At 67.0% G+C, this 19,915-nt stretch carries 17 protein-coding genes; 12 read left to right on the plus strand and 5 right to left on the minus strand.

Annotation, left to right across the window (positions count from 1 at the left end; all coding sequences use genetic code 11):
* The 6 genes from E4L96_RS08550 to E4L96_RS08575 all read left to right on the plus strand — a co-directional run.
* A partial coding sequence (locus E4L96_RS08550; RefSeq protein WP_220433411.1) for a beta-xylosidase family glycoside hydrolase occupies nucleotides 1-715 on the plus strand: 715 nt, incomplete at its 5' end.
* Nucleotides 716-725: 10 nt separating this feature from the next.
* Nucleotides 726-2,669, plus strand: a complete 1,944-nt coding sequence (locus E4L96_RS08555) for a glycoside hydrolase family 2 protein (protein WP_229414321.1) — start codon at nucleotides 726-728, stop codon at nucleotides 2,667-2,669.
* A 29-nt stretch (nucleotides 2,670-2,698) separates the two neighbouring features.
* A complete protein-coding gene (locus tag E4L96_RS08560; RefSeq protein WP_135206795.1) occupies nucleotides 2,699-4,000 on the plus strand; it encodes an extracellular solute-binding protein in 1,302 nt (433 codons plus the stop codon).
* A 14-nt stretch (nucleotides 4,001-4,014) separates the two neighbouring features.
* The gene (locus E4L96_RS08565) at nucleotides 4,015-4,929 is read left to right on the plus strand and encodes a carbohydrate ABC transporter permease (protein ID WP_229414323.1); all 915 of its coding nucleotides are present in this window, start codon (nucleotides 4,015-4,017) and stop codon (nucleotides 4,927-4,929) included.
* Nucleotides 4,926-5,759: a carbohydrate ABC transporter permease gene (locus E4L96_RS08570; protein WP_135206796.1), complete on the plus strand. Its 834-nt coding sequence runs from the start codon at nucleotides 4,926-4,928 to the stop codon at nucleotides 5,757-5,759. The genes E4L96_RS08565 and E4L96_RS08570 overlap by 4 nt, the downstream gene beginning before the upstream one ends.
* Nucleotides 5,760-5,778: 19 nt before the next feature.
* Nucleotides 5,779-6,924 (plus strand): ABC transporter ATP-binding protein, encoded by a 1,146-nt coding sequence (locus E4L96_RS08575; RefSeq protein WP_135206797.1) that lies wholly within the window; start codon nucleotides 5,779-5,781, stop codon nucleotides 6,922-6,924.
* Between the two features lie 269 nt (nucleotides 6,925-7,193).
* On the opposite strand, the gene E4L96_RS08580 is transcribed toward E4L96_RS08575, so the two are convergent.
* From E4L96_RS08580 to E4L96_RS08590, 3 genes are all read right to left on the minus strand, one after another.
* Nucleotides 7,194-7,430 (minus strand): hypothetical protein, encoded by a 237-nt coding sequence (locus tag E4L96_RS08580; RefSeq protein ID WP_135206798.1) that lies wholly within the window; start codon nucleotides 7,428-7,430, stop codon nucleotides 7,194-7,196.
* A gap of 241 nt (nucleotides 7,431-7,671) precedes the next feature.
* Nucleotides 7,672-8,442 carry an SDR family NAD(P)-dependent oxidoreductase gene (locus E4L96_RS08585; protein WP_135206799.1) on the minus strand — a complete coding sequence of 257 codons (771 nt, stop codon included), beginning with the start codon at nucleotides 8,440-8,442 and terminating at the stop codon, nucleotides 7,672-7,674.
* Nucleotides 8,443-8,464: 22 nt separating this feature from the next.
* Complete coding sequence (locus E4L96_RS08590) at nucleotides 8,465-9,277, minus strand: phytanoyl-CoA dioxygenase family protein (RefSeq protein WP_135206800.1); 813 nt, start codon at nucleotides 9,275-9,277, stop codon at nucleotides 8,465-8,467.
* A 140-nt stretch (nucleotides 9,278-9,417) separates the two neighbouring features.
* Between E4L96_RS08590 and E4L96_RS08595 the strand changes: the two genes are divergently transcribed.
* The 5 genes from E4L96_RS08595 (at nucleotide 9,418) to E4L96_RS24665 (ending at nucleotide 17,237) form a co-directional block, all read left to right on the plus strand.
* Entirely contained in the window at nucleotides 9,418-10,458 is a 1,041-nt protein-coding gene (locus E4L96_RS08595) for a LacI family DNA-binding transcriptional regulator (protein WP_229414325.1), read from the plus strand.
* A gap of 143 nt (nucleotides 10,459-10,601) precedes the next feature.
* The gene (locus tag E4L96_RS08600) at nucleotides 10,602-13,361 is read left to right on the plus strand and encodes a TonB-dependent receptor (protein ID WP_135206801.1); all 2,760 of its coding nucleotides are present in this window, start codon (nucleotides 10,602-10,604) and stop codon (nucleotides 13,359-13,361) included.
* Between the two features lie 73 nt (nucleotides 13,362-13,434).
* Complete coding sequence (locus E4L96_RS08605) at nucleotides 13,435-14,391, plus strand: glycoside hydrolase family 43 protein (RefSeq protein ID WP_135206802.1); 957 nt, start codon at nucleotides 13,435-13,437, stop codon at nucleotides 14,389-14,391.
* Nucleotides 14,325-15,509 (plus strand): aldose epimerase family protein, encoded by a 1,185-nt coding sequence (locus tag E4L96_RS08610; protein WP_229414327.1) that lies wholly within the window; start codon nucleotides 14,325-14,327, stop codon nucleotides 15,507-15,509. The genes E4L96_RS08605 and E4L96_RS08610 overlap by 67 nt, the downstream gene beginning before the upstream one ends.
* 129 nt (nucleotides 15,510-15,638) lie before the next feature.
* Nucleotides 15,639-17,237 (plus strand): methyl-accepting chemotaxis protein, encoded by a 1,599-nt coding sequence (locus E4L96_RS24665; RefSeq protein WP_135206803.1) that lies wholly within the window; start codon nucleotides 15,639-15,641, stop codon nucleotides 17,235-17,237.
* Nucleotides 17,238-17,337: 100 nt separating this feature from the next.
* Here the strand turns inward: E4L96_RS24665 and E4L96_RS08620 are convergent, their stop codons facing one another.
* Entirely contained in the window at nucleotides 17,338-17,973 is a 636-nt protein-coding gene (locus tag E4L96_RS08620) for an NUDIX hydrolase (protein ID WP_135206804.1), read from the minus strand.
* Nucleotides 17,974-18,134: 161 nt separating this feature from the next.
* Here E4L96_RS08620 and E4L96_RS08625 point away from each other — a divergent pair, with 161 nt between their 5' ends.
* On the plus strand, nucleotides 18,135-18,347 hold the full coding sequence (locus E4L96_RS08625; protein WP_135206805.1) for a hypothetical protein: 213 nt from the start codon (nucleotides 18,135-18,137) through the stop codon (nucleotides 18,345-18,347).
* A gap of 181 nt (nucleotides 18,348-18,528) precedes the next feature.
* Here the strand turns inward: E4L96_RS08625 and E4L96_RS08630 are convergent, their stop codons facing one another.
* Nucleotides 18,529-19,821, minus strand: a complete 1,293-nt coding sequence (locus tag E4L96_RS08630; RefSeq protein WP_135206806.1) for a sensor histidine kinase — start codon at nucleotides 19,819-19,821, stop codon at nucleotides 18,529-18,531.
* Nucleotides 19,822-19,915: the final 94 nt, after the last annotated feature.

Below are 19,915 nucleotides of genomic sequence, written 5' to 3' on the forward strand. Positions count from 1 at the left end.
ATCCAGCGCCAATCGGCTCTCCGCTGGCGGCCGCGCTGTTGCGTCATTGTGGTCCGACCGCTTCCGCGGCGCGGCGCTGGGTGCGCGCTGGCAGTGGGTGCGGCCGCGCGGGGAGGGCGGCTGGGCGACTGGCGCCGATGGCATCGTCCTCCCGACCGAAAAAGGAGACCTTCATCAGGACACCAACAACGCCTCCCTGCTGACAACCGCACTCCCGCGCACCGGCAACGTGCGCATCGAGGCCCGCCTTCAGTTGGACGCCCCCGACGGCTGCTGCGCCGACCCCGTGCAAGCTGGCCTGGTCGTAATGAAAGACGACGACCACTACGTCAAGCTGGTCGAACTGGCCCACGACGGCCTGCGCCAGGTGGAATTCGCGAAGGAGACCACCCCCGCCCAACCCGGCTACCCCCGCTACGGCAACACAGTGGTCGGCACTCCTGGCACATGGACCTGGCTGCGCCTGGACATTCAACGCAATGGCGGGGAAGAGCGTTATACCGCTTGGTCAAGCCAGGATGGAATCGACTGGACGAAAGGCGGCACCTGGACCCACCAGCTCGGCCACAACGCCCGCCTGGCCCTGGTCGCGATGGGCGGCACCGGCCACCACGCCACCTTCGACAGCATCACCGTGAGCCGCTTCACGAGCGTGAACAAGACCCGCGCGCACAAGAACTCACCGCACAAGAATTCACCGAACAAGAACAGGTAAGGAGCCCACCTTGGACCACCCCCGCCCGCAACTGCGGCGCACCGACTGGCTGAATCTCGACGGCGCCTGGGACGCCATGCTGGACGACGAGGCCCGCTACAATGACCCCGCCGAGGTCCCGTTCGACCGCACCATCACCGTGCCTTACCCGCCCGAGGCCAAGGCCAGTGGCGTCCACGATACCGGCTACCGCCGCCGCGTGTGGTACCGCCGCGTGGTCGGCCTGGACGACACTCTCGCGCCCTCGCCGGACGAGCGCCTGATGCTGCACTTCGGCGCCGTGAACTACCGCGCCCGCGTATGGATCAACGGCCGCTTCGCCCTGCAGCACAAGGGCGGCCACACCCCGTTCTCGCTCGACATCACGCGCTACCTGGACGGCTCCGGCGCGGTCGAAATCGTGCTGCAGGCCGAAGACGACCCGCACGACATGCACAAGGCGCGCGGCAAAATGGACTGGCAGCTGGAGCCGCATTCGATCTGGTATCCGCGCACCACCGGCATTTGGCGCACGGTGTGGATGGAGAAAGTCGCCCGCGCCCACATCGCCCGCCTGCGCTGGACCGCCGATGTCGCCTCATGGCAGATCCGCCTCGATGCGGACGTCAGCCACGTGCCCCGCAACTGCACCGTCAACGTGGTGCTGCGCCTGGGCGACCGGACCCTGGTTTCGGACCGCTGCCTGGTGACCGAACCGCGCCTCTCGCGCATCTTCCAGCTGCCCGACCCCGGCATCGACGACGCCCGTGCCCACTGGATGTGGAGCCCCGAAAGCCCGCAGCTGATCGACGCGGAAGTGAGCCTGCACGGCGCCGACGGCGTCCATTACGACACGGTCTTCAGCTACACCGCATTGCGCACCGTGGGCGTACAGGACGACCGCTTTGTGCTCAACAGCCGCCCCTACTACCTGCGCATGGTGCTGGACCAGGGCTACTGGCCAGACTCGCTGATGGTCGCCACCTCGGACCAGCTGAAGGAAGACGTCCTGCTCATCAAGCGCCTCGGCTTCAACGGCGCGCGCAAGCACCAGAAGTCGGAAGACCCGCGCTGGCTGTACTGGTGCGACGTCCTGGGCCTGTGCGTCTGGGCCGAGATGCCCTCGGCCTATGGTTTCTCCAGCGAGACGGTCCATGGCGTGATGGAGGAGTGGAAGGAGCTGGTGGAGCGCGACATTTCCCACCCCTGCGTGGTGGCCTGGGTGCCCACCAACGAATCCTGGGGCGTGCCGGAGCTGATGTACGACCGCCGCCAGGTCGATTTCGTGAAAGCCCTCTATCACATGACCCGCGCCCTCGACGGCTCGCGCCCCGTGGTCGGCAACGACGGCTGGGAGATGCCGTGCGGGGACTTCGTCAACATCCACGATTACCACGCCGACCCCGAGGTGCTGGTGGAGCGCTACGGTACGCGCGAGAAGGTCGCCTACTCGCTGGAGCACGTCCAGCCCGCGCGCCGCCGCCTCGTGATCGACGGCTTCACGGGCCTGGGCCAGCCGCTGTTCCTGTCCGAGTTCGGCGGCATCGCCTGCATGGAAGGGCCGAACACCAAGGGCTGGGGCTACTCGGTCGCCAAGGATGGCGAGGAGCTGCTGGCGCGCTACGAAAAACTGATGGCCGCGATTCATCGCTGCCTGCCGCTCTCCGGGTTCTGCTACACCCAGCTGACGGACACCTTCCTGGAAAAGAACGGCCTCTTGACGGAAAATCGTGTGCCCAAGGCGCCCATCGAAGCCTTGGCGGCCGCCACGCGCGGGCCGGAGGCGCAATACCATGACTGGTACGTGGACCCGTTCGGCCACAGCGCCAACTGGCGCGCCAGGCGGGGCGCCGTATGGCCACCCGCCGTCGTCCACACGGGCAGCCTGGCGGTGGTGCCGGGCCGCGGCGCAGCGCGTGACGGCAGTGCAGGACCGGAGGATACTCCGGGGGGTACTCCGCGCAAGGTTGCCTGAGAGCGGCCGCGCCCCACAAGACACACGACATGGGAGACACCGTGCGACAACGAGGATTACGCCTGTTCCTGGCGGCTCTACTGGCGATGCTGTGCATCCCGGCCCTGGCCCAGGTCGAGGTCCGCTTGTGGACCCTGCTGAGCGGCGGGGACGGCGCCCGCATGGCAGCGCTGATCAGCGACTTCAACGCGAGCCAGAACGAGGTGCGCGTGACCAGCACCACGCTCAAATGGGGTGAGCCGTTCTACACGAAGCTGATCACCGCCACCGTGGTGGGGGCGGGGCCGGACCTCGCCACCGTCCACCTCTCGCGCATGACCAACCTGGCCGGCGGCGGCGTGCTGCGGCCCATCACCCCGGCCGAACTGGCGCAGGTGGGCCTGCGCGGGGAAGACTACTTCCCTCGCCAGTGGGAGAAGTCGCAGTACCAGGGCCGCATCTACGCCGTGCCGCTGGACGTGCACCCGCTGGTCCTGTACTACAACAAGAACCTGGTCCGCCGCGCGGACCTGCTCGACGCGCAAGGTAAGCTCAAACCCATCGAAGGCATCGCCGCGCTGACCAACGCCTTCCGTGCGGTCAAGGAAGCCACCGGCAAACCGGGTATGACGATGGAGAGCAGCCAGAGCTCCTTCGCCCTGTGGCGCCTGTGGCTGTCGATGCTGGCGCAGCGCCAGCTCAAGGTGATCGACAACGGCCGCTTCGCCTATGGCCCGGCGGGTGCGGAATGCCTGTCCCAGATCGCGGGCTGGTTCGACCGCGGCTACGCGCAGGCGGGGTTGGATTACGCGGCCTCCACCAGCCAGTTCATGGGCGGAAATGCAGGCTTCATGATCAACGGCGTGTGGGAGGTGCCGGAGGTCGTGCGCGCCACTGCGCGCGGCACGCTCGGTTTCGAGTACGGCATCGTGCCGCTGCCGCGCATGTACAACGACCAGAGCGTGTGGGCGGACTCGCACGGCTTTGCGATTCCGGTCAACGAAAAGCACCCGATGCCGCCCGCGAAGGTGCGCGCGGTGCTGCGCTTCGTCGCCTACGTGAGCACCCATTCGCTGGGCTGGGCGGAAGGCGGGCACATTCCGGCCTACCGCCCGGTGGCCGAATCGCCCGCGGCCAAGGCGCTGATGCCGAATGCGCTGTACGCGGGCGTGCCCGCCCACGTGGTGTATGACCCGGACGGCTGGTACATGGGCGCGGCCGGGCCGCTGGAGGCGATGGCCTCCAAGTTCCTGCCTGCGGCACTGTCCCGCCAGCTCACGCCCGCCGAGGCGCTGGGCATGTTCGAGAAGGAGGCCGCGCGCATGGTGCGCAAGCGGCCGCCCCGTTACTGAGACCGGAGCCCGTCATGAAACCTGTCGATCTGCCGGTTCCACCGCTCAGCGGCAAGAGCTCTCCGATGCAGCGGCGCGAGACACTGTCCGCCGTGGTGCTGCTGGCACCATTTGCGCTCGCCTTCCTGCTGTTCTTCGGCATACCGGCGCTGCAGACCTTTTACCTGAGCCTCACCGAAAGCAGCCTGACACGCACCAGCGGCTTCGTGGGCCTGGCCAACTACATCACGCTGGTGCAGGATCCGTCGTTCTGGGCCTCGCTCGGGAACACTTTCTACTTTGCGCTGCTGACAGTGATTCCGCTGACGGCGCTGGGCCTCGTCATGGCGCTGCTGGTCGAGCGCTTCACGCGGGCCAGCTCTTTTCTGCAAGGCGCATTCTTCCTGCCCTTTGTGCTGCCGATCTCCGTGATGACGCTGATCGCAGACTGGATGCTGCAGCCATCCTCCGGCATCATCAATCATCTGCTGGGCGGACAGCGTGCCTGGCTGGCGGACCTGCATTGGGCCATGCCGTCGGTCGCCATCGGGACCATCTGGTGGACGGTGGGCTTCAACATGCTGATGTTCATGGCGGGGCTGCGTAACATCCCCAAGGATTTGTATGAGGCGGCCTCGCTCGATGGCGCGCGCGGGTTCACGCTGTTCCGCACCATTACCTGGCCCGCGCTGCGGCCGGTGACGTGGACGGCGGTGATCCTGCAGATGATCGCCTCGCTCAAGATATTCGGCCAGACCTACATCCTGACCACGGGCGGGCCGTTCAACACCACGCGCGTGACGCTGCACTACATGTACGAGACCGCGTTCACGCAAAGCGATGCCGGCTACGCCGCCGCGATCGCAATGGCGTTCGTGGCGATCGTGATCGCGCTCTCGCTGCTGCAGGGCGCCTTGATGAAATGGCTGGCCAAGAGGGGAGCGGCATGAAGAGGACTGGTTCGCTCGGCTGGACCGTGGTCGCCATCGTGGCGGCCGTGCTGCTGGCTGCCCTATGGGTGTTCCCGCTGCTGTGGGCGCTCTCGACGTCGCTGCGGCCGGAGTACGAGACGGTGTCTCCGGTCTTCCACTTCCTCCCGCAGCACTGGACGCTGGATGCGTACCTGAAGACGATCCGCGCGGGGAACGTGCCGCGCTGGCTGTTCAATTCCGCGCTGGTGGCGGTGCTGGTCACGGTGGTCACCATGGCCCTGAGCCTGATGGCGGCGTACGCGTTCTCGCAGCTGCGCTTCCGCGGGCGGCAGGTGCTGTTCCTGGTGACCATGCTGGCCTTCCTGCTGCCGTTCGAGGCGCTGCTGGTGCCTCTGTTCCGCATGATGAACCAGCTGGGGATGATCAATTCCTACGCGGGCATCGTGCTGCCGCAGGTGGTGTCGCCGGTCGTCATCTACGTGTTCAAGCAGTTCTTCGACCAGATCCCGGCGGACTTCCGCGAGGCGGCGGTGATGGACGGGGCCGGGCCGCTGCGGGTGCTGTGGAGCCTCTACCTGCCGATCTCGGGGAACATCGTGTGGGCGATGGCGATCGTGACTTTCATCGGCGCCTGGAACAACTTCCTGTGGCCGTTCATCGTGGTCACCTCGGCGGACATGATGCCGATTTCGCTCGGCCTCACGCAGACCTACGATGCCTTCGGCGTGCGCTATGCGCAGCTGATGGCGGCCGCGCTGCTCGGTGCGATTCCGGTGGCGCTGGCGTATGTGCTGTTCCAGCGCCGCGTGGCGCAGGGCTTCCTGGCCGCGAGCGGTCTCAAAGGCTAACTTTTTCATTGGAGTCGACATGGCATCGGTTTGCCTTCGCGGTATCAAGAAGCAGTACGGTAGCACCAGCGTGATCAAGGGCGTGGACCTGGACATCGCCGATGGCGAATTCGTGGTGTTCGTGGGGCCGTCCGGGTGCGGGAAGTCGACTTTGTTGCGTATCATTGCGGGGCTGGAGGATATCACCGAAGGAACGCTGGACATCGGCGGGAAGGTGAGCAACGACGTGGCGCCGGCGGAGCGCGGAATCGCGATGGTCTTCCAGAGCTACGCGCTGTATCCGCACATGACGGTGGCGGAGAACTTGGGCTTTGCGCTCAAGCTGGCCAAGGTGCCGAAGCCGGAGATCGCGGCGCGCGTCGAAAAGGCCGCTGCGATCCTGCAGATCGGGCACCTGCTGGACCGGCGGCCGAACGCGCTCTCGGGCGGGCAGCGGCAGCGCGTGGCCATTGGGCGCGCGATCGTGCGCAAGCCGGAGGTGTTCCTGTTCGACGAGCCGCTCTCCAACCTCGACGCGGCGCTGCGCGGACAGACGCGCGTGGAGCTGGCGCGCCTGCACCGGGAGCTCAAGGCGACCATGATCTACGTGACGCACGACCAGGTGGAGGCCATGACACTGGGGCAGAAGATCGTCGTGTTCAATGCCGGGCATATCGAGCAGGTGGGGACGCCACTGGAGCTGTACGAGCGGCCGGTGAACAAGTTCGTGGCGGGGTTCCTCGGATCGCCGCGCATGAACTTCCTGGATGTGACGCTGCTCGGCGCGGACGAGCGGGCGGCCACGGTGCGCTTGCCGAACGGGGCGGAGGCGCAGGTGGCAGCGGACGTCTCGCGCGCTGCCGTCGGGGCTTCCCTGACGCTGGGAGCGCGGCCGGAACATGTGATCATCCTGCGCCATGCGGCGGACGGGGAGGGCGTGCCCGCGGTCGTGAGCCTGGTCGAGTACCTGGGCGATGTGATGCTGGTCTACGCGCAGGTGGAAGGGGCGCGCGAGATGGTCGCGGTGAAGTGCGACGCCGACGCCGCGCCGCCTGCCGCCGGCGACACGGTCACGCTGGCCTTCCAGCCCATGCGCGCCTACCTCTTCGACAGCGACGGTCGCGTCTTCCCTCCCGCCTGGAACGCCGCCTCCGCTCCCTCCACACCCGCCGGCGCTACCGCCTGACCTCTCACGGACCGAAGAGGCTGCACAGACCAGCGGCCCTCTGAACCGGTTCGGGGAGGCCGGGGTGTCTTCCGGAATTCTGGTCTAATTGAGTCTAATTCATGCTTCTTGAGTCTAAGGCGGGCTAAAAATGCAGTTGGGTCTGCCTGACCGTAGACTGAATTAGACCTCATTCAAATTTTTGTCGACCGATTAAGACCCCGTTTCAAAATTCGTAGACCAAATTAGCCTTCGTCGCCTTGACTTTTAGACCGGTTACGCCGCGCCGTCTATTCGCGGCAGCGGGCTGCGGGTGGCCCGTGTTCGTGGCCGGGGAAGCGAATCCGGCCTTTCTTCGATTCCGACAGGGCGGCTATGCGCGCCTTGTCTGCGGAGAGCCAGCGGGAGACTAGATCGGCGACGAACTCATCGGGCTTCATGTTGTGTCCGGTGTTCCACAGATGAAGTTCGAGGTCAAGATGCAGCACCGCCGTCAGGTTGACGGGTCTCATCGCAACGTAGGTCATGGCACACCTCCTAAATGAGTCTAAGGAGTTGGGCTGATGAGCTTTCGCTTAGTTCGTTTTAGACTTTGGACCTTCCGAATTAGCCCGAATTAGACTTTCAGGCCTCAAGATTGGACCGAATTGGACTTTGTCGGCCATGAATTAGACTGGTTTAGCCTGACTAAGCCAATTTAAGACCGAATTAGACCGAAAATAAAAAAGACCTCCCCACCCCCCGGTGCCAGCACGGGGCGCCGAGATGTCAAGTCCAGCCGGCGTCCACCACGAACTCCTGGGCCGTGCACATGCGGCTGGCGTCGGAGGCGAGGAAGAGCACCATGGCGGCGAGATCGTGCGGCATGACGGTGCCAGGGAGGCACTGGTTGCGGGCGATGTCGGCTTCGGCCTGCGCGTCGACGTGGTGGATGAGCTGGCGCTCCGTCATCACCCAGCCCGGCGTCACGGTGTTGATGCGCACCCCATGCCGTCCCACATCGCGCGCCATGCTGCGCGTCAGGCCATGCGCCGCCGCCTTGCACATGGCGTACAAGGGATAGTTCCCCGCCTTGATCTTCCAGCTGGTGGAACTGAAGTTGATGATCGACCCGCCGCCGCGCGTCTGCATCTGCGGCAGCACTGCCTGCGCCGCAAAGAAGTAGTGCCGCAGGTTGATGGCGATCCGGTCGTCCCAATACGCACGGTCGACCGACTCCACGGAATGCCGGCCATCGTGCGCCGCGTTGTTGACCAGCACCTCGATATCCCCGAGACGCCGCTGCGCCGTAGAGATGGAATCCGTCAGCGCCTCCAGGTCCCGGATATCGCACTGCAGGAACAACGGCGCATGCCCGAACTGACCGTGCAGGCGCGTACACAGCTGCTCGGCCGCCGCCCCGTCGATATCGACAAACGCCGTGCGGCAGCTCTGTGCCACCAGCGCCTCCACCACCGCCGCGCCGATGCCCGACGCGCCGCCGGTGACGAAGGCCACCTTGCCGCCCAGGCTGGGGTAATACGCACCATCGGTCTGCATCGCACATCCTTTCAAGGGCAGGTCAGTACATGAAGCTCTGGTAGCGCTCCGGCGCCGCAGCGGAAGCGGAAGCCGCATCGGCCACCACCGGGTTGTAGCGCAGCAGATGGCGCGCGTGGTGCGGCAGGCCGTCGAGCACCTGCTGCGGCACATCGATATGCACCTCGGGCCGCAGCAGCCAGCGCCGCGAGTAGCCGACCACCACCATCGGCCGTTGCACCGCCGTGCGATTGGGTGTGCCGCGATGGATCGCGCGCACATCGCGGATCATCACGTCGCCGAGCGCCATGGTCACCGGCTGCACCGCAATCGCACCGCGCTCGATGCCCGCCAGCGCCGCCTCGCGGCCCATCAGGTGCGTGCCGCGCGTGGTCTCGAATGGGCCGTTGTCCAGCGTGACGTCGCACAGCGGAAAGTTGACCGCCAGCTGGAAGGGTGGCGTCTCCATCGCCGTTTCGGGAAAGAGGGGCGGGGTATCGCGGTGCAGCGGCTGGTAGTCGGATCCGGGCAGCGGCGTATCCGTCGCGAGCTGGCACATCACGGGGTCCGGTCCCACGAGCCGGTCGACGATCGCCAGCAGGTCGTCATCCGCAAACACGGCAGGATCGGCGAACGCACCGGAGAAGGGCAGGGTCACGTAGTGCCGCGCCGCGCCCCGGTTGGCGCTGGAGGTCCCTGTCGGCTGCGCGGCCAGATGCGCATCGAGCAGCGGTGCAAACGCTTCTGCCCACGTGCGCAGCAGGGCAGGGGCGAAGTGCTGGCGCAGCACGGTGATGCCGTCGCGGCGCACCGCCCCCGCGTGCAGGTCATGGTCGTCGGCCGAATAGCGCGGCATGGCGTCTCCCGGGTTATCTGTCTGATATTTCCTATGAGCGATATTTTACGCATATTATTACTAATGAGCTGATGCAAATTGCATTGTTTGCTATGCTGATTAGTGATATGTTCCTTCCGACCCACGACTTGCTCTAAAGAATGACCGCTCCCACCCGAGGGCGCCGCCCGACCATGAACGACATCGCCAAGCAGGCCGGCGTGTCGCAGTCCACCGTATCGCTGGTGATCAACGATGTCAGCGGAACCAAGGTATCGCGCCAGACGCGCGAGACCGTGCTGCGGATCGCGCGGGACCTGGGCTACCCGCTGGCGCGGCATGTGCGCAGCCCCGCGCGCCAGCAGCGCAATCTCATCCTGTATCTGGCGGACGAACTCTCGACCAGCCCGCACGCCATGCAGACCATCGACGGCGCCAAGGACACCGCCTGGAACAACGACTGCCTGGTGGCCGTATTTGCCACCCGCAGCGACCGCGAGCTGGAAAGCGCGGTGCTGGCGCAGATGCTGGACAACCCGGCCCTGCTGGGCGTCATCTACTCGACCATCTTCACCCGCGCCGCGACCCTGCCGCCCGAGCTGGCCAATGTGCCGACCGTGCTGCTCAACTGCCACACGCGCGAGCGCACGCATTCCTCGGTGGTGCCGAGCGAGCTGCTGGGCGGATTCGCCGCCACCATGCACCTGATCGAAGCGGGCCACCGCCGCATCGGCTTCATCAATGGCGAAGGGTGGCTGGAAGCCGCGAGCGAGCGCCTGAAGGGCTACCGCCAGGCGCTGTCCACCGCGGACATTCCCTACGACGCCGCCCTGGTGCGCGAAGGCGACTGGCAGGTCGGCAGCGGCTACGATCACGCCATGGAGCTGCTCAGCCTGCCCAATCGCCCGACCGCGCTGTTCTGTGCCAACGACCTGATGGCCGTCGGTGCGCTCGATGCCGCGCGCAAGCTGCGCCTGGACGTGCCGAAGAAACTGTCCATCGTCGGCTACGACGACCAGGACCTCGCGCAGTACACCCATCCCCCCCTGTCCACTGTCCTGCTGCCCAATTACGAGATGGGCCGTTGGGCTGCGGAAACCCTGATCGCGGAGACCCGCTCCGCGGAACCTTCGCGCCGCATCCACATCAAAATGGAATGTCCACTTGTTCCCAGGGAATCAGTGGCAAAACCGCCACGCTAGAGCGCCCGGCATGACGTTTTCAGATAGCTCCGTTTGAAAACGTTATTTGTTGTGACTAATATCTAGTCATATTATTACTTGGTCCTTCATACGGGCCGGCGACCTCGCACGGTCCACGACAACAACACACAGGAGACAGCTGCATGACCCCATTCAAAGTCAGGCCGATCTGCGCGGCCATCATGTTGATGACAGCTTCCGCCGGGCCGGCGCTGGCGCAGGAGAGCAGCACCGCCCCTGCCGCGCCCACCCCGCCGTCCGACACCGCGGCCCCCGTGCAGACGGTGGAGGTGACCGGCCTGCGCCGCAGTATCCGTTCCGCCGAGCAGGTCAAGCGCGACGCCATCCAGGTGGTGGACGCCATCAATGCCGACGACATCGGCAAGTTCCCTGACCGCCAGACCGGCGATGCGCTGCAGCGCGTGGCAGGCGTGCAGGTGGGCCGCGACCGCGGCGAGACCAGCACCGTCATCATCCGCGGCCTGCCGGATGTGGCCACCACGCTGGACGGCAACGAGATCTTCACCGGCGCCGGGCGCCGCCTGTCGTACCAGGACCTGCCGGTGCAGTCGATCGGCGGCATGGAGGTGTACAAATCGGCCACCGCCAACCAGTTCGAAGGCGGCATCGCGGGCGCGGTCAACATCCGCCTGCGCTCCCCGTTCGACAGCAAGGGCCGCAGCATCACGGGCTATGTGGAAGAGCGCCTGAACACGGTGCAGGGCAGCGCCCACACCAACGACAAATACAACCCCGGCGGCGGCTTCCTGTTCAGCGACCGCTGGAACACCAGCGTCGGCGAGATGGGCGCGCTGATCGACGTCGCGGTCAACCGCGACAACTGGGTCTACCCGGTGCAGTGGGTGGACCGGCCGACCAACGTGTTCTCGGTGAGCCCGGACGGCACCGCCACGCGTCTCGGCAACACCCCGCCGTTCGCCCCCGCCAAGCCGGGTGACGTGCTGGGCCAGCTGCCCAACATCGGCGGCATCTACAACAGCGGCCAGCGCAAGCGCGAAAGCCTGCACGGCGCCTTCCAGTGGAAGATCAGCCCTCAGCTGGAAGCCAACGCCCAGTACCTCGGCACCGGCTACCAGGGCCGCAACGCGGTCAACTACATCCTCGACATCGTGACCTGGGCCCCGCGCCTGACCGACGTCAAGCTGGCGCCGTCGGACGGCTGCGGCACCTCGCTCGGCACCATCTGCCCGATCGTCTCCGCCAACGCGGCGGCCGCGCAGTTCGGCGGCCCGTACGACTGGGATCCGTACACCGCCACCAGCACCTGGGGCCAGAACGAGCACACCAACACCCACTACCTGAACCTGGGCCTGCGCTATGTGGACGGCCCGTGGAGCCTGACCTCCGCGCTGGCCTACACCCGCTCGCGCTTCGTCAACGACACCGTGATCGTGGATCAGCAGATCCCCGGCGCCAGCGCCGCGGTGTTCGCATACGGCGCCGATGGCCATGGCGGCTACACCGCCGTCACCACGCCGACCAGCGCCAATGCGCTGCGCGACCCGAACCAGTTCGTCCTGCGCGGCATGGTGCAGAACTGGAACGAGCAGGCCGGTTCCCAGCTCCAGTGGCGCAACGACGCCGTCTACCGGCTGCAGAACGCGGGCGCCTTCAACGCCATCCTCACCGGCCTGCGCCTGTCGCAGCGCAAGGCCAGCTACCACGGCGCGGAAGGCCACTCGGACTTCAGCGGCACCCGCCCGACGCCGATCGGCGCCTTCGGCCCGGGCTTCGAAGAGATGGTGCCTGGCCTGGACCGCCTCGGCGGCCCGTGGGTGACACCGTCCGCCGACTTCCTAATCGACCAAGCGGACAAGGTGCGCGCCGCATATGGCGCCCCGGCCGGCCGCGTGCCGGACGATCCGACCCGTTTGTTCGAACAGAAGGAACGCAGCGCCACCTTCTACCTGTCCGGCCGCTGGTCCACCGAGATGGGCGGCATGGACCTCTCCGGCGAAATCGGCGGCCGCGTGGTGCGCCTGAACCGCGACCTGCGCGGCAAGAACCGCATCGGCGACGTCGTATCGGACGTGGACATTTCCACCAGCGAGACCAACTTCCTGCCGAACGCCTCCGCAGTGATCGGCTGGACCAAGGATTGGCAGTCCCACCTGTCGGCGGGCAAGACCATCACCCGGCCGGACTTCGCGTCCCTGAACCCGGCCTTGTCGCTGATCCCGCCGACCGTGAATGCCCCGGGCAGCGGCGGCGCGGGCAACCCCAACCTGAAGCCAACCAAGTCCACCAACCTGGATGCGACGCTCGAGTACTACTTCCCGAAGAACGGCTTCGCGCAACTGGCTCTGTTCCACCGCGATATCGACGGCTACCTGCAGAACTTCACGCAGGACGAGACTATCGGCGGGCTGGTGTACCGCGTGAACCGGCCGCAGAACTCGGGCAAGGGCACGCTGCGCGGCGCGGAACTGGGCGTCCAGAAGTTCTTCGATTTCCTGCCGGGCTTCTGGAGCGGGTTCGGGGCGCAGTTCAACTACACCTGGATCGACGGCGACAACCAGACCAAGACGGCCCTCAACAGCGATACCTTCACGACCACCCAGCTGGTGGGCGTGTCGAAGAAGAACTTCAACTTCGCGCTGCTGTATGAGGGGAACGGCATCACCGGCCGCCTCGCCGCAACCCGCCGTGGCGACTACGTGGAGCAGATCGCCGAGCCGCCGTTCAACCAGGACCGCATCGTGAAGGCGACCACTTTCGTGGACCTGTCGATCGGCTACGAGCTGACGCCCAACATCTCGCTGCAGTTCGACGGGATCAACCTCACGCACGCCAAGTACGAGAGCTTCCTGAGCCCCTACCAGCCGCGCGACATCCGCTACAACCAGTCCACGTATGGCCTGAGCCTGCGCTTCAAGCTCTGATGCGCCTGGCCTGACCGGGGCCGCCTGTGCGCATGTGCAGGCGGCCTTTTTTCTTGTTTGACGAAGGAGTCTCATGCAACCCAGCTACGTCAATCCGGTGTACCCGGACACGATGGCCGATCCGTTCGTGCTGCACCACGAGGGCGCCTACTACGCCTACGGCACGGCGCCGGGCGCGCCGGACGGGCGGCGTTTTCCCGTGCTGCGCTCGACGGACCTGGTGCGGTGGGAGCCGCTGGGCCATGCTCTGGTACCGCCTGGCGGCACCGACTTCTGGGCACCCGAAGTGGCGTTCCATGAAGGACGCTTCTACATGTACTACTCGGCGCAGGGCATCGATGGCAAGGACCATCAGCTGCGCGTGGCGGTGAGCGAGGCGCCGCAGGGCCCGTTCATCGACGCCGGCCGGGTGCTGGTGCCGGACCAGCCGTTTTCCATCGATCCGCATCCGTTCCGCGATGCGGACGGCACGTGGTATCTCTATTACTGCGTCGACTTCCTGGAGCTGGAAGGCGCGTACCGGGTCGGCACCGGCATCGTGGTGGACCGCATGGTGGACATGCTGACCCTCGCGGGCGAGCCGCGCGTGGTGGTGCGCCCGCACGCGGACTGGCAGCTGTTCCTGCACGACCGGCCGATGTATGGCGCCGTGTACGACTGGCACACCGTGGAAGGGGCGGCCATGCAGGTGCACGATGGGCGCTACTATCTGTTCTACAGCGGCGGGGCGTGGGAACGCGAGAATTATGGCGTGAGCTATGTGGTGGCCAATCATCCTCTCGGGCCGTTCACGGTGCCGCACGATGCGCAGCATGCTCTCCTGATGAAGTCCGTGCCGGGGCAGGTGTTCGGGCCGGGGCATAACAGCTTCGTGCCGTCGCCCGATGGCAGCGAGACCTGGATCGTGTACCACGCCTGGAACCCGGAACGCACCGGGCGCCTGATGTGCATCGACCGCATGTGGTGGGAAGGCGAGACGCCGGTCACGCACGCACCCAGCTGGACCCGGCAACCGGCGCCCGCCGCGTGACGGCGCGCGGCGGCGGCGCCACGGTCAGCGCGGACCTCTTCGGCTACCTCCCGGGCCGCGCCAGCCCTGGCCCCACGGCGGCCCCCGGTCCCGCATCGGCCGTGGCACGCGGCGTGGCTGTGACGTGCTACACGCTGCGCAACGTGCATGGCCTTACGGTCCGCATTCTGGACTACGGCGGCATCATTACTGACATCCTGGCTCCCGATCGCAGCGGGCGCTTCGCCAGCATCTGCCTCGGCTATGACAACCTGCAAGCCTACGAAGAACGCTCGCCATACTTCGGCGCCCTGATCGGCCGCTACGCCAACCGCATTGCGCACGGCCGGTTCGAGACGGAGGACGGGAGCTGGCAGCTGGCCTGCAACAACGGCGCGCACCACCTGCACGGCGGCGTGCGCGGCTTCGACAAGCAGATGTGGCGGGCCACCGCCAGCGCGGATGGCGACACGGCGCGCCTGGTCCTGCGCCGCACCAGTCCCGATGGCGAAGAGGGCTACCCGGGGAATCTTGACGTGGAAGCCACGTACACGCTTACCGCCGACAATGCACTGCACCTGGGCATCACCGCGCGCACCGACCGCACCACGCCCGTCAGTCTCACCAACCACGCCTACTTCAACCTGTCTGGCACGGCGGGCAGCACGATCCTCGGCCACGAACTGACGCTGCACGCGCAAGACTACCTGCCCGTGGACGCAGGCCTCATCCCTACCGGCGGCCGGCAGCCGGTGGCCGGCACGCCCTTCGACTTTCGCCGCCCGCACCCCATCGGCGAGCGCATCGCCACGCCCGGTGACGCCCAGTTGCACGCCGCCGGCGGCTATGACCACCACTTCGTCCTGCGCAACGGCGGCGCCCTGCGCCCAGCCGCTCATGTCCGCGACCCGCATTCCGGCCGTACGCTGGAGCTCCTGACCAACACCCCCGGCCTGCAGTTCTACAGCGGTAACTTCCTGGACGGCACGGACGGCTTCCCGTACCGCGGCGCCTTCTGCCTGGAGCCTGGCCAGTTTCCGGATGCCCCCAACCGGCCGCAGTTTCCGTCAGCCCTGCTGCATCCCGGCGCGACCTGGCGTGCGCAGATCGTTTATCGCCTAGGCGTCGCAAGGGATTGATAACCCAGTTTCATCAATTCGTTGGCCTATTCCAGGAATATTTTGCTGAATCCGCCGTGCTGACGTGTATTTCCGCAAGTCAATACGTTACAATCGGGTGACAATCCCCCCCCCTCCGGTCCCAGCACAATGTTCACGAAACTCACCATCAAAACCCGCATCATCTTCGTCATCGCTTTCCTGGGCATCGAACTGGTGATCGGCGCTGCCGTCGGCCTGTTCGGCCTGCAGGCCGCGAACGGCGCCATGACCTCCCTCTACGACGACCGGCTGGTCTGCCTCGGCCAGCTGGACCATGTGATCCGCAAGCTGAACCTCAACCAGCTGGCCGTCTCGCAGGCGCTCACGGTCACGCCCGACAAGGTGCCAGCGCTGATGGACGAAGTGGACCGCAATGCCGCGGTGATCGAAACGCAATGGCGCGCCTACACGCAGACCCACCTGACCGATCGCGAAGCCGAGCTGGCGAAGGAATTCGCCGCCCGCCGCGAAGTCTTCCTGCGCGATGCGCTGCGTCCCGCCATCGCGGCCCTGCGCAGCGGCGACACGGCCACCGCCTCCGAGATCGCCCACAACAGGATGGGCGCGCTGTTCCAGCCGGTGCGCGGAGCCGTCAATGATCTGATCCAGCTGCAATTGGACGAAGCGAAGAAGGAGCGCGAGCGCTCGGAAGGGAACTTTGAATTCATCCGCATGTTCTGCCTGGCCGGCGTGGCCTTCGGCCTGGTGCTGGCGGCGGTGATCGGTGCGGCCGTGGTGCGCGGCATCGTCCAGCCGCTGAACAAGGCGGTGGACCTGGCCAAAGCCGTCGCGGAAGGGGACCTGACGCGCGACATCGTGGCCACCTCGCAGGACGAAACGGGCGACCTGATGCGCGCGCTGGAGACCATGAACGCTGGCCTGGCCCGCATCGTGGCGCGGGTGCGCGCGGGCACGGACACCATCGCCACCGCTTCCAGCCAGATCGCGGTCGGCAACCTGGACCTGTCGGCCCGCACCGAGCAGCAGGCCGCGTCGATCGAAGAGACGGCGTCCTCGATGGAGGAGCTGACCTCCACCGTGCAGCAGAACGCGGACCATGCGCGCGAGGCCAACCGCCTGGCGCAGTCGGCATCGACGGTGGCGGCGGCCGGTGGCGCCGTGGTGGGCGAGGTGGTCGAGACCATGAAGGCGATCGATTCGTCGGCCGTGCGGATCGCGGATATCGTCGGCGTCATCGACGGCATCGCGTTCCAGACCAATATCCTGGCGCTGAACGCGGCGGTGGAAGCGGCGCGCGCCGGCGAGCAGGGCCGCGGCTTTGCGGTGGTCGCGAGCGAGGTGCGCAACCTGGCGCAGCGCAGCGCCACGGCGGCCAAGGAGATCAAGTCGCTGATCGAGGATTCGGTGCAGAAGGTGGAGCACGGGTCCATGCTGGTGGACCGCGCCGGGTCCACGATGGCGGAGATCGTGCAGAGCGTGGAGCGCGTCACGCGCATCATGGCCGAGATCACGGCGGCGACGGCGGAGCAGGCGTCCGGCATCGGGGAGGTGAGCAAGGCGATCGCGCAGATGGACCAGGCCACCCAGCAGAACGCCGCGCTGGTCGAGGAATCGGCGGCCGCTGCGCAGTCGCTGCGCGAGGAAGCCGACAATCTCGCGCGCACCGTCGCCACCTTCCAGCTCCGGCCGGACGCCAGCCCGCGCCGCCCGGCCGGCACCCGCGGGAAGCGGCTGCTGCTGGCCTAAGCCGCAGCGCGTGGCTGCGGCGCCTCGCCGCCGTCGAGCTGCTGCCCCGCCGCCACGCCGCCACGCTCCACGCTGTCATGTGGTCATGCCAGGGCGCACCTCAGCACACGAGATGTGCGCGCAACGCGGCGATGACCACCTTGTCGTTGGCGTGCCAGGCGATCTGCGGCAGCTGCTCCAGCGGCACCAGGTGCACCGCCTGGCTCTCCCAGCCCATCAGCGCGGGCGAGCCGCCCACCCGGCGCGCCACGTAATAGCGTGTGTAGGTCTGGCTGCGAGCGCAGTCCAGCAGGTGCGCCACGATCGCCACTTGCAAGCCTGACTCCTCGTACGCCTCGCGAATCGCGGTCGCCTGCAAGCTGGCGCCCGGATCGACGCGGCCTTTCGGAAACGTCGCCTCGTAGCCACCGAACTGGTTCGACGGCGCCACTAGCCACACCCGCCCATCCTCCTCCACAATCACGGCGCCCGCCGCCGCGTGCTGGCCCGCCGGGCAGTGATACGGCGGCTCGGCGATCGCCGCCTGCCCAGTCACCTCATGCCACCCCGCGTCGTCGCGCGGCACGCCGGCCCACGCCTTGAACGGAATGCCATTCAGTGTTGCCGGCAGCGCACCGCCCGGCACCACGGTGGCGATGGCCTCGGCCGCGCTCCACGCAGGCAGCGCGGTCGGCGTGGATGGCCGCCGGAGCACAACCGGCTGGCCCAGATGATCGGAGTGGGGATGTCGGGTCATCTTTCGAATATATATCGAGAACGACAACGCCTTGTGCGCCGGTTGCGCCGCGCCTGTTGTTTTCCTGAGCGATCCCGGTGCATTTACAGCCCGGCCGCGCGAAAGCTGTTGCGGCGTCTGCCGGAGGCGTCTACGCTCTCACGCTTGGACCTGGGGTAAGCATGATGATGATCGAAGAACGCAATGAAACTTGGAAGGACCTGGTGGAGGCCTTCAACGCCATGGTGCCGGAACACCGGCGTGCGTTTGTCGAAGTCATGACCTGGCTGATGACCACTCCGGTCACGCCGCCGCCCAGCAAGGACGAACTGGCCGAGATGATCGCCGCAGTGCGCGCGCGCAATGCGCTGCAGGTGTTCGGCGCCCTGAACTGAGCGGCTGGGCGCGCCCGCGCGGGCGATTGTGAAGCACTCCTGAAGTTGCGGCTGGCTCCGCCATGCCGGGCTGCTACCATGATCCTGTCCGGTGCGCGCCCTGTGCATTCTCCAACGCCGGACATCCTTCTTTGTGATCCCATCGCGTGCGGTGGGATTTTTTTACGCGCCGCGCGGCCGCTCAGCTGCGGTGCACCGGCATCCGCAGGCGCACGCACGTTCCCACGCCGACCTCGCTGTCCACCCTGACCTCCCAACGGTTCCGGTCGCAGATCTGCTTGACGATGTGCAGCCCGATGCCCGCCCCCTGGCCATCCTCGGCCGCGCCCCGATAATGCCGCTCGAACAAATACGGCAGGGCGGCCGGATCGATGCCGCAGCCCTGGTCACGGATGCGCAGCTCATCCCCCTCCAGCATGACATCGATCCGGCTGTGGCTGGCATGGCGCACCGCGTTGTCCAGCAGGTTGGACAGCACGATGTGCAAGTCCGACGGATCGGCCAGCACCCGCGCTTCCGGCGCCACCTCCACATGCGCCAGCAGCTGGCGCCGCTGCAGCGTATCGGCATGCAGGTCCAGCACCTCGTTCACCGCCCCGCGCAGCGCGATCGCGGTGGCCGCGCGCGGGCCGTCCTCGCGCGCCAGGGACAGCAGGGTGTGCGTGAGCGCGTGCATGTGGCGCGCGGCGCGTTCGATCTTCTCCACCCGCTGGCGCGCCGCCGGGCCCAGCGACTTGTCGATCTCCAGCAGCTCGCAAGTGGTGAGGATGGCCGTGAGCGGGGTGCGCAGCTCGTGGCTCACGTTGCCGGTGAACGCGCGCTCGCGCTCCACCATGGCCTGCATGCGGTGATGATAGGCCTCCACGGTCGCTGCCAGTTCGATCACCTCTGGCTCCGCGGCGCTGCCGGGCGCGATGCGGCGCGTGGACCCGGTCCGCAGTGCCGCCACCTGCCGGCCCAGGTCGCGCACCTGGCGCCCCACCAGCCCCACGCACCAGTACCCGAGCAGCCCCGCCGCCAGCACCAGCGCGGCGATGGCCAGCGCCGCCCGCTGCCACAGGGCGCCCAGGCCGTCTTCGTACTGGCGGAAATCGTACACGCGGATCACGCGTTCGGTGCCCAGCTTGCCGACCGCGACGTGCAGCGCGCCCCCGTCCACGCTCGGCACCTCATGGATGCCCGGTGGCAGCCCGCGCAAGGTCTCCGGCAGCGCCACTTTGGCGGCGGCACCGCTGTCCGGCCCCGGCTCCTGCACCAGATGCGCACCGGCCTGTGGATTGAAGGGGGGCAGGGCGGCCGGGTCGGCCTGGTACCAGTGCAGTGCCGAATGCATGTCGCCCGTGACCAGCGCGCCCAGCAGCCTGCCTTCGAGGTCCGCCGCCCAGTGCCGCATGCCGGCCGCCTGCACCGCCAGCAGGGCCAGGGTGGCGGCCGCGAAGCCCAGCGCCGCCTTCAGCCGCAGGCTAGGCCGCATCCCGTTTCGCCAGGCGGTAACCCACGCCGTGCACGGTCTCGATCGGGTCGTCCTCGCCGCCCGCGGTCAGGGCGCGGCGCAGGGTGTGCATGTG

This window comes from Zemynaea arenosa, from assembly GCF_004614185.1.
Taxonomy (GTDB): Bacteria; Pseudomonadota; Gammaproteobacteria; order Burkholderiales; family Burkholderiaceae_D; genus Telluria; species Telluria arenosa.

Coding starts and splice junctions, on each gene's coding strand:
- E4L96_RS08560 (WP_135206795.1), top strand. CDS start 2,699: ATGGGAGACACCGTGCGACAACGAGGATTACGCCTGTTCCTGGCGGCT.
- E4L96_RS08565 (WP_229414323.1), top strand. CDS start 4,015: ATGAAACCTGTCGATCTGCCGGTTCCACCGCTCAGCGGCAAGAGCTCT.
- E4L96_RS08570 (WP_135206796.1), top strand. CDS start 4,926: ATGAAGAGGACTGGTTCGCTCGGCTGGACCGTGGTCGCCATCGTGGCG.
- E4L96_RS08575 (WP_135206797.1), top strand. CDS start 5,779: ATGGCATCGGTTTGCCTTCGCGGTATCAAGAAGCAGTACGGTAGCACC.
- E4L96_RS08580 (WP_135206798.1), bottom strand. CDS start 7,430: ATGACCTACGTTGCGATGAGACCCGTCAACCTGACGGCGGTGCTGCAT.
- E4L96_RS08585 (WP_135206799.1), bottom strand. CDS start 8,442: ATGCAGACCGATGGTGCGTATTACCCCAGCCTGGGCGGCAAGGTGGCC.
- E4L96_RS08590 (WP_135206800.1), bottom strand. CDS start 9,277: ATGCCGCGCTATTCGGCCGACGACCATGACCTGCACGCGGGGGCGGTG.
- E4L96_RS08595 (WP_229414325.1), top strand. CDS start 9,418: ATGACCGCTCCCACCCGAGGGCGCCGCCCGACCATGAACGACATCGCC.
- E4L96_RS08600 (WP_135206801.1), top strand. CDS start 10,602: ATGACCCCATTCAAAGTCAGGCCGATCTGCGCGGCCATCATGTTGATG.
- E4L96_RS08605 (WP_135206802.1), top strand. CDS start 13,435: ATGCAACCCAGCTACGTCAATCCGGTGTACCCGGACACGATGGCCGAT.
- E4L96_RS24665 (WP_135206803.1), top strand. CDS start 15,639: ATGTTCACGAAACTCACCATCAAAACCCGCATCATCTTCGTCATCGCT.
- E4L96_RS08620 (WP_135206804.1), bottom strand. CDS start 17,973: ATGACCCGACATCCCCACTCCGATCATCTGGGCCAGCCGGTTGTGCTC.
- E4L96_RS08625 (WP_135206805.1), top strand. CDS start 18,135: ATGATGATGATCGAAGAACGCAATGAAACTTGGAAGGACCTGGTGGAG.
- E4L96_RS08630 (WP_135206806.1), bottom strand. CDS start 19,821: ATGCGGCCTAGCCTGCGGCTGAAGGCGGCGCTGGGCTTCGCGGCCGCC.